This window comes from Amycolatopsis sp. H20-H5, from assembly GCF_035828755.1.
Lineage (GTDB): Bacteria > Actinomycetota > Actinomycetes > Mycobacteriales > Pseudonocardiaceae > Amycolatopsis.
Map to the genome: position 1 here is coordinate 19,076 of NZ_JAYMZS010000101.1, position 14,933 is coordinate 34,008.

Below are 14,933 nucleotides of genomic sequence, written 5' to 3' on the forward strand. Positions count from 1 at the left end.
CGAGTCCTCCTCCGCTGTCAGGATCACGGTAGTCGCGTCCAGGGGCGAGCAGGGTCGGCGCGGCACCAACCTGTCACGCTTTCGAGCGAACGTGGACGGCGCGCGCTGATCGGCTACACGGCCGTCATCGCGATCGCGGGTTCCTCGAGGCTGCCGAAGTAGAGCTTGCCGTGGTGTTCGCGGACGCCGACAAGCAGGTGGAAGCCCGGGATCTCGCCACGCAGTTCGCGCTCGACCGTGCCGTCCGCGGCCAGGCCGAGCACGCCGACCTCGCGCCCGGGTGCCGGTTGCAGGGCGGGCGGCAGCGCCCGGACGCCCGCGCGCAGTGGCGCGGGGAGCTTGCGGACGAGGTCGAGGGCCGGGACCTTCGGGCTCGCCTGGGTCACCCAGATCAGGCCGTCGGTGCCGGTGGAGATGTTGTCGGGGAAGCCGGGCAGGTCGTCGATGAGGACGTCGGTCTCTCCCGCCCGCTCGCCGGTCAGCCACACGCGCGTCACGCGGCAAGCGCCCGTTTCCGCGACCGCGACGTAGGACTCGTCCGGGGGCAGCGCGACGCCGTTGGCGAACTGGAGTCCGTCGGCGACCAGGTCGATCTTGCCGTCCGTGGTGCGCCGGAGCAGGCGGCCGCCCGCGGTCTGCTCGATCAGGTCGTCGCGCCACTTTTCGATGCCGAACCGGCGGGACGAGTCGGTGAAGTAGATCGTGCCGTCCTTCGCGACGGCCGCGTTGTTGCAGAACACGAAGTCCAGGCCCAGCGCCGAAGTCGCCAGCGTGGTGACCTCGCCGCCGCCGATCGGCAGGATGAGCAGGCCCGCTTTGGCGTCGCAGATGAGCAGCTCGTCGTCGCCGTGCAGCTCGAGCCCGAGTGGGCGGCCGCCGGTGTCGCCGAGCACGTCGATCCGGCTGCCGTCGGGGGCGACGCGCAGGATCCGCCCGTCGTCGACGCCGGTGTAGACGCGGCCCTCGGCGTCGACGACGACGTCCTCGGGGCCGTGCCCGTTGACCGGGATGACCGTGACCTCGCCGAACCGCATCTCGGGTCTCCTACCGGTAGGTGAGCAGCGCCGCGGCTTCGGCTTCGAAGTGCGGATGTTCGTTGAACGACAACAGGGTCACGCCGCCGCGGCCGGACACCAGCTTGGTGATCCCGGCGTTGACGGTGACCCGGTTGAGCTTGAGCAGTCCCGCTTCCGGGGTGCCGATCAGCGCACCGCAGACCGCCGCGATCACCCCGCCCGAGGTGAACACCACGGCGTGCTCGCCCTTCCCCAGCGACGCCACCACCTCGGCGAGCGCGCCGCGGACCCGGCCGAGGAACGCGGGCCAGGTCTCCGCGCACGGGCCGGTCTCCCCCGCGTCGACCCACGCGCTCAGCGCGCCGTCGAGCGCGGCCTGGTACGCGCGGGAGTCGTCGCCCTGCTGGGTGCCGCCCGCGTGGTGCGTGGCGATGTCGACGTGGTCGTACTCGTTCCAGCGCGGGTCCTCGACGACGTCGATCCCGGACCCGAGCACCTTCATCGCCGTCGCGGCCGTATCCCGTTGCCGCGCCAGGGAACCGCTGCGGGCCTGGCTGAACTCGACGCCGCGCCGGAGCAGCTCCGCACCGACCACAGTGGACTGTTCGAACCCGCGCGGGGACAGCTGGTCGTAGTCGGCCGCGCCGAACGAGGCCTGCCCGTGGCGTACCAGGTAGATCGCGCCCATTCAGGCACTCCCCTTCGCGATGATCTCGCGGCAGCGCCACTCGAGGTAGCCGACGAACTGCCAGAATTCGGCGAACGCCGGGTTGTGCGTGGCGCCGGTGTGGAAGCGGTAGTAGATCTGCTGGAGCACCGCGGCCAGCCGGAAGAGCCCGTACACCTCGTAGAACGTCCAGTTGCCGATCGTCATGCCGGTGCGCCGCGCGTAGTGCTCGACGAACTCGTCGCGGGTGTACATCCCCGCGACGTGCGTCGGCTGCCTGCGGCTCGCGCGCATCACTTCGTCGTCGTCGGCCTGCACCCAGTACGAAAGCGTGCTGCCGAGCTCCATCAGCGGGTCGCCCAGCGTGGCCATCTCCCAGTCCAGGATACCGGTGACCTCGAGCGTCTCCGGTCCGTCCAGCACCAGGTTGTCGAGGCGGAAGTCGTTGTGGATCAGGCAGATCCTCACTTCGCCGGGTTGGTTCGCCGCCAGCCAGTCCAGCACCTCGGTGAACTCCGGCACGTTGTCGGTGCGGGCCTTGCGGAACCGCTCCGACCAGCCACGGACCTGCCGCTCGACATACCCGGCGCCCTTGCCGAGGTCCGAGAGCCCGGCGGCCTCGACGTCGACGGCGTGCAGGTCGGCCAGCCGGTCCACGACCCTGCCCGACAGCTCACGCGCCCGCTCGGGCGACAGGTCCAGCCCCTCGGGCAGGTCGCGGCGCAGGATGAGCCCGTCGAGGCGCTCCATCACGTAGAAGTCGCCGCCCAGCACGGCCGGATCGTCGCAGAAGGCGAGCACCTCGGGCACGTAGCCGAAGACGGGCTTCAGCCCCTGCTGGACCCGGAACTCGCGGCGCATGTCGTGCGCGGACGCCGCTTTGTGCCCGGACGGCGGGCGGCGCAGGATCAGCTCCCGGTCCGGACAGGTCAGCAGATACGTCAGGTTCGACGCGCCGCCGGGGAACTGCCGGATCGACGGCGGGCCGCCGAGACCGTCCACTCTGGACTCGAGCCAGGTGTGCAGCGCGGCGGCGTCGACGGCGTCCTCGCCGCGGACCTCGACGGTCGGGTCGGTCATGTGAACTTCCTGAGCAGCCCGTCCGGGATCACCCGCATGACCAGGCTCAGCGGCACCCATGGCCAGGTCGGGACGTAGGCCTTCGCGGTCTCGGACTCGATCGCCTTGACCAGCGCCCGCGCGCCCGGCTCGGCCTTGGTGGCCAGCGGGTTGCCACCGACCTTGTCGTTCATCTCGGACTCGATGTAGCCCGGCAGCAGGGTGGTGACCTTGATCGGGGTGCCGCGCAGCTCGGCGCGGGTGCCCTGGGCCAGCGACGAGATGCCTGCCTTCGACGCGGCGTACGCGGTCACGTTCTTGGGCAGGCCCCGGATCGCGCTGAACGAGGACACCACGACCAGGTGTCCCGCGCGCTGCTCCCGGAAGATGCCGACCGCCGCCTCGACCTGCGCGGCGGCGGCGATGAAGTTGGTCTCCAGGGTCTCGCGGTTGGCGTCGAACCGGCCGGTGCCGATCGGCTGTCCCTTGCCGAGCCCGGCGTTCACGATCACGCGATCGAGTGAACCCAACTCCTGGGCAAACTCGCCGAAGACGCTGAACACCTGGTCGTGGTCGTTCACGTCCAGCTTCCGGGTGACGACGGTGATGCCGGGGTGCGCGGTCTTGAGCTCCGCCGCGAGCGCGTCGAGCTTCTCGGTACGCCGGCCGCAAAGGGCGAGGTTGCGGCCCTTGGCCGCGAACTGCCGGGCCATGCCCTCGCCGAGACCCGAGCTGGCGCCGGTGATCAGGATGTTCTTCCGCAGGACCATGGACCGGAGCCTACCGGTAAGTAACAAGGACCGGTGGTCCGACGCGGGTGCACGTCGGACCACCGGTCCCGTGGGGTGTCACGCGGTGCGGTCCCGAATCCCGCGGGACCGCACCGGCGGCACTAGCTGACGATCTGGAGCAGCTTGTTCGGCGTGCCCGAGCTCGGGTTGGAGATCTTGTCCGCCGCCGCGCCGCCGGTCAGGGCGTCCGAGACCTGGGCGGGCGTGGCGTCCGGGTGCGCCGAGAGGTACAGCGCCGCCGCGCCCACGACGTGCGGGGTGGCCATCGAGGTGCCGCTGATCGTGTTGGTCGCGTCGTCACCGGTGCCCCAGGACGAGGTGATGCCGACGCCCGGCGCGTACAGGTCGACGCCCGCGCCGAAGTTGGAGAAGCTGGCCTGCTTGTCGGTCTTGTCGCTGGCCGCCACCGTGATGGCCTCCTTCACCCTGGCGGGTGACGAGGTGCTGGCGTCGGCCGACTCGTTGCCCGCCGCGACCCCGAAGGTCACGCCCTTCGCGATCGCGCCCTGAACCGACTTGTCGAGCGCGTCGTCGGGGCTGCCGCCGAGGCTCATGTTGGCCACGGCCGGGGCCTTGGCGTTCGCGGCCACCCAGTCGATGCCCGCGACGACACCCTCGGTGGTGCCGCTGCCGTTGGCGTCCAGCACCCGGACGCCGACGATCTTGACGCCCTTGGCCAAGCCGTACTCGGTGCCGCCGATGGTGCCGGCGACGTGCGTGCCGTGGCCGTTTTCGTCGTTCGGGTCGTCGTCGTTGTCGACGAAGTCCTTGCCGCCGCCCGCGCGGCCGCCGAAGGTCTCGTGCGTGGCGCGGACCCCGGTGTCGATGATGTAGGCGGTGACGTTGTCCGCCTTGTTCGGATAGGTGTACGAGTTGTCGAGCGGGAGGTCCTTCTGGTCCACCCGGTCGAGGCCGTACGAAGGCGGGTTCGTCTGGGTGTCGAGCGCGTGGACCCGGTGGTTCTGCACCACGAAGTCGACCGTCGGGTCCGCGGCTAGGCGCTTGGCCCCAGCCTCGTCGGCCGCGACGGAGAAGCCCCGCAGCGCCGAGCCGTAGGTGCGCGCGACCTGGGCGCCGTACTTGCCCGCGAGGCTCTGGGCCTGCGCGGAGACGTTGGCCTTGACGTCCTGCGCGGAGACGCCGGAGGCACCCTTGAGGACCACTAGGTAGCTGCCCGCCACCGCGTCGGGCGTGTTCGCCGAGCGGATCTGGCCTTCCTGCTGGGCGTGTGCGGTGCCCGCGCCGAGTGTCGCCACCATCGCTGAAACGCCCGCGAGGGCGACGCCTGCCATCAGCTTCTTCGGGGTCTTCCGAGACTTGCTCATGGGTCCCTTTCTGCCACACCGAGTGATCTTGCTGAGAACCATGCAATCGTGTGAACAGGACCCGGCGCAATGATTGCCAGTTACCAGTACTAGACCATTCAGGCTAATGACAATGACCCGAGCGGGTTAGTAGACCCATGTGACAAGCGGAGAGAGTTCGTTACCGACTGCTGATAAAGTTATTCGTGTTGTTATCAACGGCAGACGACAGGTGGGGGCGGTCGGACAGCGCATGGTGACGGGGAGCATGGCGGACCAGCCCGAAACCACGGCGTTCGCGGCGACACTGCGGGCGGCGATCGCGACCTCCGGCCTCAGTCTCGACCGGATCCAGGCTCGCCTGCAGGCTCGCGGCGTCGCGGTCAGCGTCACCGCGTTGAGCTACTGGCAGTCTGGCAAACGTCAGCCCGAACGGCAGAGTTCGCTGTCCGCGGTCCGCGTGCTGGAAGAGATCCTCGCGGTGCCGCCCGGCGCGTTGCTGAGCCTGCTCTCGCCCCCGCGCCCGCGCGGTGTGTCCTCCCACCGCAGCCGGACGGTCACGGAGGAACCACAGACCTTCCCCCTGGAAGCGCTGCAACGCCTGCTGGACAAGGTCGGCGCGCCCAACGCGCTAGAACAGCGCCACCAACAGCACCACCAGCTCAAGCTAGTCGGCCTGCACGACCTGTGTGAGATCGCCGTGGACGGCGGCCAGCGGGCGGTGACGGCGAGGGCGGTGTTCCAGGCGGGCGCCGACGGGCAGGACCGCTGGCTCCTGGTCTACGCCCAGGGCGATCCCGACGCCGGGCAGCCGGTACTGCACGCGGTGCGCAACTGCGAGGTCGGCCGCAACGAGGTCGACGACGAGCACGGGCTCACCGTGGCGGAGCTGGTGTTCGACCGGCCGATCGACCGCGGCGAGACGCATCTGATCGAGTATTCGCTGGTCAACGACGGGCCGCCGTACCCGGAATGCCGCAACACCAGTTATCGCGAGTTCCGTCGCCCGGTGCGTGAGTACCTGCTGGAGATCCGGTTCGACCCCGAGACGGCGCCCGAACGCTGCTGGCAGTACTCGAGCCAGGGCGCCGACGCCCCGGCGGACCGCCGCGAGCTGAAACTGGACCAGGGCCACGGCGTCCACGCCGTGGCCCTGGACTTCGGTCCCGGGGTGTTCGGGATCGACTGGGAGTACTGAGCCCCACACCACTTCCCCCCGCAACTCGTCGACGAGTCGTGGTGTCTCGCGTGCAAGGGACCACGATTCGTCGACGAGTTGCGGTCCGATGTACTACGAAGCGCCCAGCTTGTTGCGAAGCACCTTGCCGGTGGCGTTACGCGGCAGCTCGTCGAGGAACTCCACCTCGCGCGGCACCTTGTACCGGGCGAGGTTGGACTTGACGTACTCACGCACGCCGTCGACGTCGAGCTCCGAACCCTCGGCACGCACGATGTAGGCCTTGAGCCGCTGGCCGAACTCCGCGTCCGTCACGCCGACCACCGCGGCCTCGATCACGTCGTTCCGCTCGACCAGCAGGTTCTCGACTTCGATCGGGAACACGTTCTCGCCGCCGGAGACGATCATCTCGTCGTCGCGGCCGTCGATGAACAGCAGGCCGTCGGCGTCGAAATGGCCGACGTCGCCGCTGGAGAGCAGTCCGTCGATGATCTCCTTGTGCCTGCCGTCGGTGTAGCCGCCGAAGCTGAGCCCGCTGCCGACGAACACCCGGCCGGTGACGTGCGGCTCGGTGATCTTCGCGCCGTGGGAGTCGTAGAGCACGACCTTGCAGCCCACCGGCGCCCGCCCGACGGTGCCCGGGGCCTTGCGCCAGTCCTCCGGGGTGGCGACCGTGGCCACCGCGACCTCGGTCGAGCCGTAGAGGTTGTGCACGACGTCGCCGAACGCCGCGGTCGCCCGGTTGCCGAGGTCCGGCGACAGCGCCGAACCCGCGACGAAGATGATCCGCAGCGACGTCGTGTCGTACTTCGCGCGGACCTCGGCTGGCAGGTCGACGATGCGCTGGAGCATGGTCGGGACCAGCACGAGCGCGGTGCACCTGTGCTCGGCGACCCCGCGCAACGTCTGCTCCGGGTCGAACTTGCGCCGCATCACGACCTTGCAGCCGAGCGCGAACGACAGGATGAACTGCGAAAGTCCGGTGCCGTGGAACAGCGGGGCGCCCATGTACGTCGCCTCGCCGGAGCGCAACGGGATCCGGTCGAGGAACTGCGCGGACGCCAGCGGCGAGGTGTGCGGCCGCGGCGCGCCCTTGGGCGTCCCGGTCGTTCCGCTGGTCAGGAGCACGAAACCGCCGGGCTTGGCCGGTGCGGGCCACGGCCGGTCGTCGGTGCTCGCGATGAGCTCGGCCAGCACCGGGATCTCGTTGCCCGCGAGGCTCACGTCGGGGTCGACCCACGCGAGGTAGCGGTCGACCTCGGCGTCGACGGCGTCGAGCAGGCCGGTGAACTCCTGGTCGTACACCAGCGCGGTCACCCCCTCACGGGTGGCGACGTCGGCCAGCTGCGGCTTGGCGAAACCCGTGTTCATCAGCAGCAGGCGGACGCCGAGCTTGCCTGCCGCGGCCATCGAAAGCACCAGTCCACGGTGGTCACGGCACAACGCGGCGATCACCGAACCGGGCTTGATCCCCCGCTCGGACCAGGCTCTGGCCAGCGCGTTGGACTGGGCGTCGAGCTGCTTGAAGGTCAGCTGACCGAGGTCGTCGACGATGCCGACGGCGGTCGGGTCGCGCCGGGCGGCGATCTGGTTCGCTCCGGCGAACGGGCCGAATCTCCGGATGGCGACCAGCGACCGGATGCCCTCGTCCACGCGGGGGAACGGCACGAGGCCTGCTTGGCGCATCACCTCGATGCTGCGCACCGTGTCCGTGACCTTGTCCGTCACCAGGGTGGCGAGTTCGGACACGCCGGGGTATCTCATCCGGGCACCTCCGTTGCTGCTGCGGGGGAGAGAGTCCATCCGTCGTAGACCGTACCGGCGGTATGGGGGCTACTGGAGAGTAGCCGAACCGGCCGACGGGCGCACCCAGCCTGGTCCAGCGCCGTTCCGGCGTTCGGGTGACGCCGTTTCTTTGGCACGGCCGTGCGACCGCACCGGCCGGAAACTGTCAGACCCGCCGAGCACAATGGGCGGGTGCGGGTGATCACCGGTCTGGAGGAGGACGGCCATGCCGTTCACGTACCCGGATCACCCGAGCGGAGCAGGCGCGGCCTCACCGACGCCGAGCTGGTGACGTACGCCCGCGCACTGGAGGAGGAGCAGCGGCCGCGGTGGGTGTTTCCCTCGGTCGAGCAGACGTACCCGGTGCTGATGCGCGCCGGGGTGCGGGTGCGCCGCTGCCACGACCTCGCGCTGGCGGAGGGGCTGCTGCTGGCGCACGAGGGCAGGGAGGAGCAGTCACGCAGCCTGCTCGCGGCGCTGGCCAGGGCGAACGGCGAGGAACCGCCCGCGGAGGCGCCCACGGGGTTCGGCGAGCACGACCAGCCGACGCTGTTCGAAACCCGCGGGCCCGGGTTGCCCGCCGGCGTCACCGTGGTCGAGGCGGCGGGGCGGGTGCTGGCCGAGCAGGAGCGGCGGGTGGCCGGGAGCGAGCATCCCGACCGGTTGCGGCTGCTGCTGGCGGCCGAGTCGGCGAGCGCGCTGGCCGCCGCCGAGATGTCGGCCGACGGGCTGCCCTGGCGGGCCGACCTGCACCGAGAGCTGCTCGCCGAGAAGCTGGGCCCGCGTGTGCCGGCGGGCCAGCGGCCGAAGAAGCTGGTCGACCTCGCCGCGCGGATCAGCGAGGCGTTCGGCGGGCGGCCGGTCAACCCGGATTCGCCGCCGAGCGTGGTGCGGGCGCTCGGCCGGGCGGGCATCGAGGTGTCTTCGGCGCGCGCGTACCTGCTGCGCGACATCGACCATCCCGCGGTCGCGCCGCTGCTGGAGTACAAAGAACTCGCGCGGCTGCACTCGGCCAACGGCTGGAGCTGGCTGGACGAGTGGGTGCACGACGGGCGGTTCCGGCCGGTGTACATCGTCGGCGGCGTGGTGTCGGGCCGGTGGGCCAGCCGGGGCGGCGGCGCGCTGCAGATCCCGAAGATCCTGCGCGGCTGCGTCCGGGCGGACCCTGGCTGGAAGCTGGTCGTCGCCGACGCCGCACAGCTGGAACCCCGCGTGCTGACGGCGTTGTCCGGCGACCGGAAGCTCGCTGAGGTCTCTGGCTCGACGGACCTCTACGCCAGCCTGGCGGAGGCGATGTTCACCGGCGCGCGGGTGCCGGTCCCGGCCTGGGACGATCGCGACGACCGCGCGCGAGCGAAGATCGCGATGCTCTCGGCGATGTACGGTGGCACGTCCGGCGAGGCCGGTCCCCTGCTTGCCCTGCTGCGTCAGCGTTTCCCCGAGGCAGTGTCCTATGTGGAGCACGCGGCGCAGTCCGGCGAACGCGGGCAGCGCGTCCGCTCCCGGCTGGGCCGCACCTCCCCCGCCCCCTCTGCCGCCTGGCGAGCCCTCACCGGCGGCCTGTCCGACGACGAGGCATCCGAAACGAAAGCTCGCCAGGCCTCCCGAGGCTGGGGCCGCTTCACGCGCAACTTCGTCGTCCAAGCGAGCGCGGCGGACATGACGGCGGTCCTACTGGCCACCCTCCGCCAGCGTCTCCCCGCCCCCGCCCACCTGGTCTTCTTCCAGCACGACGAGGTCCTCGTCCACGCCCCCGCCGACCACGCCGACGAGGTCTCCACGGCCATCACCGACTGCGTCGCCGAGGCCGCCCGCCTCCTGTTCGGCCCCGCCTGCCCAGTCCACTTCCCCATGCACATCGCCATAGCCGACAGCTACGCCGACGCAAAATAACCCGCGAGTCCCACACTCACGCGCCCGAGTTCCACACTCACGGGCCCGTGTCCCACGTTCAGACCCGCCGTGTCCCACGTTGAGGGGCCCCGTGTCCCACATTCACGGAGCCCGACTGCCGGAATCGCCGGTGGGGCATCAGTGACGGGTGAGGTTTTCCGTGACACCGGGTGACTGCGGTTGCTTAACGAGAGTCATCACCCTGCGCCATCCGGTTCTCCCAGAAACTGCTGCAGACACTCACGGTCCGGTAATCACGGTCGTGATGCCACCATTTGGCAGTATCGCTTTCAGTGGGACGATCACTACTTTAAGTCATCATGAAGAAGTCCACTAAGAAATTACTGAGGAACCTCTGGGGATATCTCCTCCTAGCCGCCGTGGCCTGTTTTTGGTTCGTGCCGTCGATCGGCCCCGGAGCGGTCGCGATCTTGTCAGCTCTTGTCGTCGCTTACTGCCTCTTCCAGGCTCCGATGTGGTGCTGCGCCGACATACGTGGCGGCGGGCTTTGCCGCAACAACGCATACGGAATTTTGCTGGGCTGCCACATCAGACAGCACAAAGGGCAGAAACTCCGCATGGCGGTAAGGCAGCAGTATTGGGGTCGCCTGGTGAAACGGATTTTCTCGAGTATCGGCGGCCAGGCTGCAACCTTCTCGGCGGTTGCCGGTTTGATTTCAGCCTCGGCCGCCACCGTTACCTTGCTGGTGAAAAAGAGCCCGTAGCAGCGCGAGTGTGGAACACAAGGTGCCCGAGTGTGGGACACGACGCGTCTGAATGTGGAACTCAGGCCCGTCACTGTGGGACTCGCGCCCAGGAGAGTGGGACTCGCGCCGGGACAGCGGAGCGGCGGAGGGTGCGGGTTAGGCGGAGGCTTCGTCGAGGGCGCGGACTACGCGTTTGAGGGAAACGGGGTAGGCGGTGCCGAGGGTTTGGGCGAAGAAGCTGACTCGGAGTTCCTCGATCATCCAGCGGACGTCTTGGAGTGCCGGGGATGAGGTGCCGGGGGGCTGGGCGGCGAGGGCGGTTTTGTACTCGGTGTTGAGCCAGGCGACGTCGGCGGTGCGCTGGAGGTCGCGGGTGGGTTCGGTGGGCAGCTTTTCGAGGCGGCGCTCGATGCCGCGTAGGTAGCGGGTCACGTTCGCCAGGCGGTCCTGGCCCGCGCCGGTCACGAAACCGTTGTATACCAAGCCATCCAGCTGGGCGCGGATGTCGGCGAGCGACTCCTTGGGGCCGCGCGTGTCGACGAGCCTGGTCTCGACGTCGTTGGCCGCGCGCAGGATCCGCTCGACTTCGTTGAGCACGTGCAGCACGCCCGTGTTCAGGCCGCCGCGGACCTTCTCCAGCAGCGTCGCGAACCCGGCCTCATCCCACACCGGGCCGCCGTTGTCCGCCACCAGCTTGTCGACCGCACAGTCCACACAGTCCTCCAGCAGACCCGCGACGCTGCCGTGCGGGTTGCGGTTGAGGACCAGCTTGGACGAGTTGTTCAGGTTGCGGCTGATGAACTTCATCGGCGACGCCACGTTCAGCCGCAGCATCCGCCGCGTGCCCGCCCACATCGAGTGTTCCTGCTGGCCCGGCGTGTCCAGCAGCCGGACGGCGACCGTCTCGCCCTCGTCCACCAGCGCCGGATACGCCTTGACGTCGTGCCCGCGCTGCTTGCTCGCGAACACCTTCGGCAGCTCGCCGAACGCGGGCTTGGTCAGCCCGGCGCGCTCGATGCTGTCCGCTGCCTTCGAGATCGTCGCCCGCACCTGACCGGACAGATCGTGCTTGAGCGCCGCGATGTCCTTGCCCTCGGACACTTTCCGGCCGCGGACGTCGACCACGCGGAAGGTGATCTTGAGGTGCTCCGACACAGCCTTCAGGTCCCACGCTTCCGTCGGGACGTGCACGCCGCGCAGGTCTTCCAGTTCGTCGGCGACGACGTCGAGCAGCGGGCCGTCCGCCGTGCCGACACGCGACAGCACGAGCTTCGCGTGGTCGGGCGCCGGGACGAAGTTGCGTCGCAGCTGCTTGGGCAGCGACTTGATCAGCTGGGTCACCAGCTCCTCGCGCAGCCCCGGCACCTGCCAGTCGAACCCGTCCGGGGTCACCTGGTTCAGCACCGGCAACGGGATGTGCACGGTGACGCCGTCCGCGTCCGCGCCCGGCTCGAACTGGTATGTGAGCTTGAAGGTCTGCGTACCCTGCGTCCAGAAGTCCGGGTAGTCGGCCTCGCGGACACCGCCCGCGGAGTCGTTGATCAGCATCGTCTTTTCGAAGCTGAGCAGGTCCGGCTGCTCGTGGCGGGTCTTCTTCCACCAGGTGTCGAAGTGTTGCGCCGAAACAGCTTCCGCGCCGACGCGCTGCTCGTAGAACTCGAACAGGGTCTCGTCGTCGACGAGGATGTCGCGACGCCGCGCCCGGTTCTCGAGGTCCTCGACCTCTTCGAGCAGCGCGCGGTTCTCGGCGAAGAACTTGTGCTGTGTCTGCCAATCGCCCTCGACCAGCGCGTGCCGGATGAACAACTCGCGGCACAGCTCCGGTTCGATCCGGCCGTAGTTGACCTTGCGGTCGGCGATCAGCGGCATCCCGTACAGGGTCACCTTTTCGATCGCCATCACCGCGCCCTGCTTACGCTCCCAGTGCGGCTCGGAGTAGTTGCGCTTGAGCACGTGCCCGGCCAGTGGCTCGACCCACTCGGGCTCGATCCGCGCGTTGACCCGCCCCCACAGCCGCGACGTCTCGACGAGCTCGGCCGACATCACCAGGCGCGGCTGCTTCCTGAACAACGCCGAGCCGGGGAACACCGAGAACCGCGAGCCACGCGCGCCCAGGTAATCACCCTTCGCGGGATCCTTGAGCCCGATGTGCGAAAGCAGCCCGGCGATGAGCGACGTGTGCACGCGCTGCTCGTCGGCCGGGGTCGTGTTGAGCGTGATACCGAGCGGTTTCGCGAGCTGGCGCAGCTGACTGAAGATGTCCTGCCACTCGCGCACCCGCAGGTAGTTCAGGTATTCGTTGCGGCACAGTTTGCGGAACTGGTTGGTGGACAACGCTTTCTGCTGCTCGCTGACGTACTCCCAGAGATTGAGGTACGCCTGGAAGTCCGAGCTCTTGTCCACGAACCGGGCGTGCTGCTGGTCGGCGGCTTGCTGCTTCTCCGCCGGGCGTTCCCGTGGGTCCTGAATGGACAGTGCGGCGGCGATGATCATGACCTCGCGGACGCAGCCGTTCTTCGCGGCCTCCAGCACCATCCGGCCCATCCGCGGGTCGACCGGCAGCAACGCGAGCTTGCGGCCGACGTCGGTGAGCTGCTTGCCGTCGGTGCGGGTGGTGGCGTCGAACGCGCCGAGTTCCTGCAGCAGCTGGACGCCGTCGGTGATCTGGCGGCGGTCCGGCGGCTCGACGAACGGGAACTTGGCCATGTCGCCGAGGCCGAGCGAGGTCATCTGCAGGATGACCGAGGCGAGGTTGGTGCGCAGGATCTCGGGGTCGGTGAACTCGGGGCGCGCGTCGAACTCGTCCTCGGCGTACAGCCGGATGCAGATCCCGTCGGAGGTCCGCCCGCAGCGGCCCTTGCGCTGGTTCGCCGACGCCTGCGAAACCGCCTCGATCGGCAGGCGCTGGACCTTCGTGCGGTGGCTGTAGCGCGAGATGCGCGCGGTGCCCGGGTCGACGACGTACTTGATGCCCGGCACGGTCAGGGAAGTCTCGGCGACGTTGGTGGCGAGCACGATCCGGCGGCCGGTGTGCCGCTGGAACACCCGGTGCTGATCGGCCGAGGAGAGCCGCGCGTACAGCGGGAGGACCTCGGTGTTGCGCAGGTCCAGGCGGTTCAGCGCGTCGGCGGTGTCGCGGATTTCGCGTTCGCCGGAGAGGAACACGAGCACGTCGTCGGGGCCCTCGTTGGCGAGTTCCTCGACGGCGTCGCAGATGGCCTGCGTCTGGTCGCGGTCCGGGTCGGCGTGCGGATCGTCGGGGTCGACGATCGGGCGGTAGCGGACCTCGACCGGGTAGGTGCGGCCGGAGACCTCGACGATCGGCGCGTCGTCGAAGTGCTTCGAGAAGCGCTCGGGGTCGATGGTCGCGGAGGTGATGATCACCTTGAGGTCAGGGCGGCGCGGCAGCAGCTGTTTGAGGTAGCCGAGGATGAAGTCGATGTTGAGGCTGCGCTCGTGGGCCTCGTCGATGATCAGCGTGTCGTACTGGCGCAGCATCCGGTCGGTCTGGATCTCGGCCAGCAGGATGCCGTCGGTCATCAGCTTGACCAGGGTGTCCTGTCCGGACTGGTCGGTGAAGCGGACCTTGTAGCCGACGGCGTCGCCGAGCTCGGTCTTGAGCTCGCTGGCGATCCGGTCGGCGACGGTGCGCGCGGCGAGCCGCCGCGGCTGGGTGTGCCCGATCTGCCCGCGGACCCCGCGGCCCAGCTCGAGGCAGATCTTCGGCAGCTGGGTGGTCTTGCCGGACCCGGTCTCCCCCGCGACGATCACGACCTGGTTCTCGGCGATGGCCTTGGCGATGTCGTCCTTGCGCTGGCTGACGGGCAGCTCGGCGGGGTACTCGATCTTCGGCACGTTCTCGCGGCGCTGCCGCACCCGCAGCTCGGCGGCGTCGATCTCACCGGAGATCTGGGCGGCGATCGCTTCGGGATCACGAGCCTTACGGGCACCATCGAGCCGCCGCCGCAACCGGTGCTGGTCACGCGGCATCAACTCGGGCAGCCGGGCGCGCAAAGCGCCAAGAGGAGATGGAGTGGACATACTTCGGCCCAGAATAGCCGTGCCCCCCACAAAGGTCTCCCGAATATGCCCGAACCAACAACCCCAGCCCCTGAAGGCCACCTTCACGGCGTAAAACGCCGTGAAGGTGGCCTTCAGGGACAGTCAAAGTCCGCCGAGACCCAGCCACCCCCGCCACGGACCCCAAGACTTCACAGTGCGCGCAACCGCCCAGACTCAGCCGCACCCCTCACCGGTCCATCCAGACCCACCCCCGACACACACCACAAAAACCCAACCCCCGCGTAGTGGTCCCCAACCACAGCGTCTCCGCGAGCCCTGCGAGCGGAGACTTCACCGCCGCGCGCCCTCTTTCAGGCCCGCCAGGGCCTCCCAACTCGCGACGGCAGGTCGCCCCCCTACAAACAAAGCCGCACCTACGCTGGAAGTCAGGGGCGACCTGGCGGCGCGAGTTTGTAAGCGCGCTGGCCAAAAAACACAGGCTTCTAACCGCACCTCAGGACGCAACCACACA

Annotated in this window: 10 protein-coding genes; 3 read left to right on the plus strand and 7 right to left on the minus strand. The window is 69.2% G+C overall.

Annotated elements, in window-relative coordinates; translation table 11 throughout:
* Nucleotides 1-113 precede the first annotated feature (113 nt).
* From QMK34_RS36510 to QMK34_RS36530, 5 genes are all read right to left on the minus strand, one after another.
* Nucleotides 114-1,034, minus strand: a complete 921-nt coding sequence (locus QMK34_RS36510; RefSeq protein WP_326419299.1) for an SMP-30/gluconolactonase/LRE family protein — start codon at nucleotides 1,032-1,034, stop codon at nucleotides 114-116.
* A 10-nt stretch (nucleotides 1,035-1,044) separates the two neighbouring features.
* A complete protein-coding gene (locus QMK34_RS36515; protein WP_326419300.1) occupies nucleotides 1,045-1,704 on the minus strand; it encodes a histidine phosphatase family protein in 660 nt (219 codons plus the stop codon).
* Entirely contained in the window at nucleotides 1,705-2,763 is a 1,059-nt protein-coding gene (locus tag QMK34_RS36520) for a phosphotransferase family protein (protein WP_326419302.1), read from the minus strand. It abuts the gene before it with no gap.
* Nucleotides 2,760-3,512 carry an SDR family oxidoreductase gene (locus tag QMK34_RS36525; protein WP_326419303.1) on the minus strand — a complete coding sequence of 251 codons (753 nt, stop codon included), beginning with the start codon at nucleotides 3,510-3,512 and terminating at the stop codon, nucleotides 2,760-2,762. Before QMK34_RS36525 ends, QMK34_RS36520 begins: the two co-directional genes overlap by 4 nt.
* Nucleotides 3,513-3,634: 122 nt before the next feature.
* Nucleotides 3,635-4,858, minus strand: coding sequence for a S8 family peptidase (locus tag QMK34_RS36530; protein ID WP_326419304.1), 1,224 nt, complete (start codon nucleotides 4,856-4,858; stop codon nucleotides 3,635-3,637).
* Between the two features lie 232 nt (nucleotides 4,859-5,090).
* Between QMK34_RS36530 and QMK34_RS36535 the strand changes: the two genes are divergently transcribed.
* Nucleotides 5,091-6,035: a hypothetical protein gene (locus tag QMK34_RS36535; RefSeq protein WP_326419305.1), complete on the plus strand. Its 945-nt coding sequence runs from the start codon at nucleotides 5,091-5,093 to the stop codon at nucleotides 6,033-6,035.
* A 93-nt stretch (nucleotides 6,036-6,128) separates the two neighbouring features.
* On the opposite strand, the gene QMK34_RS36540 is transcribed toward QMK34_RS36535, so the two are convergent.
* Nucleotides 6,129-7,778 carry an acyl-CoA synthetase gene (locus QMK34_RS36540; RefSeq protein WP_326419306.1) on the minus strand — a complete coding sequence of 550 codons (1,650 nt, stop codon included), beginning with the start codon at nucleotides 7,776-7,778 and terminating at the stop codon, nucleotides 6,129-6,131.
* Nucleotides 7,779-7,991: 213 nt separating this feature from the next.
* Between QMK34_RS36540 and QMK34_RS36545 the strand changes: the two genes are divergently transcribed.
* Nucleotides 7,992-9,692 carry a bifunctional 3'-5' exonuclease/DNA polymerase gene (locus tag QMK34_RS36545; RefSeq protein WP_326419307.1) on the plus strand — a complete coding sequence of 567 codons (1,701 nt, stop codon included), beginning with the start codon at nucleotides 7,992-7,994 and terminating at the stop codon, nucleotides 9,690-9,692.
* A gap of 320 nt (nucleotides 9,693-10,012) precedes the next feature.
* Nucleotides 10,013-10,417, plus strand: a complete 405-nt coding sequence (locus QMK34_RS36550) for a hypothetical protein (RefSeq protein ID WP_326419308.1) — start codon at nucleotides 10,013-10,015, stop codon at nucleotides 10,415-10,417.
* A 138-nt stretch (nucleotides 10,418-10,555) separates the two neighbouring features.
* On the opposite strand, the gene hrpA is transcribed toward QMK34_RS36550, so the two are convergent.
* Nucleotides 10,556-14,440, minus strand: a complete 3,885-nt coding sequence (hrpA, locus tag QMK34_RS36555) for an ATP-dependent RNA helicase HrpA (protein ID WP_326419309.1) — start codon at nucleotides 14,438-14,440, stop codon at nucleotides 10,556-10,558.
* Between the last annotated feature and the right edge of the window lie 493 nt (nucleotides 14,441-14,933).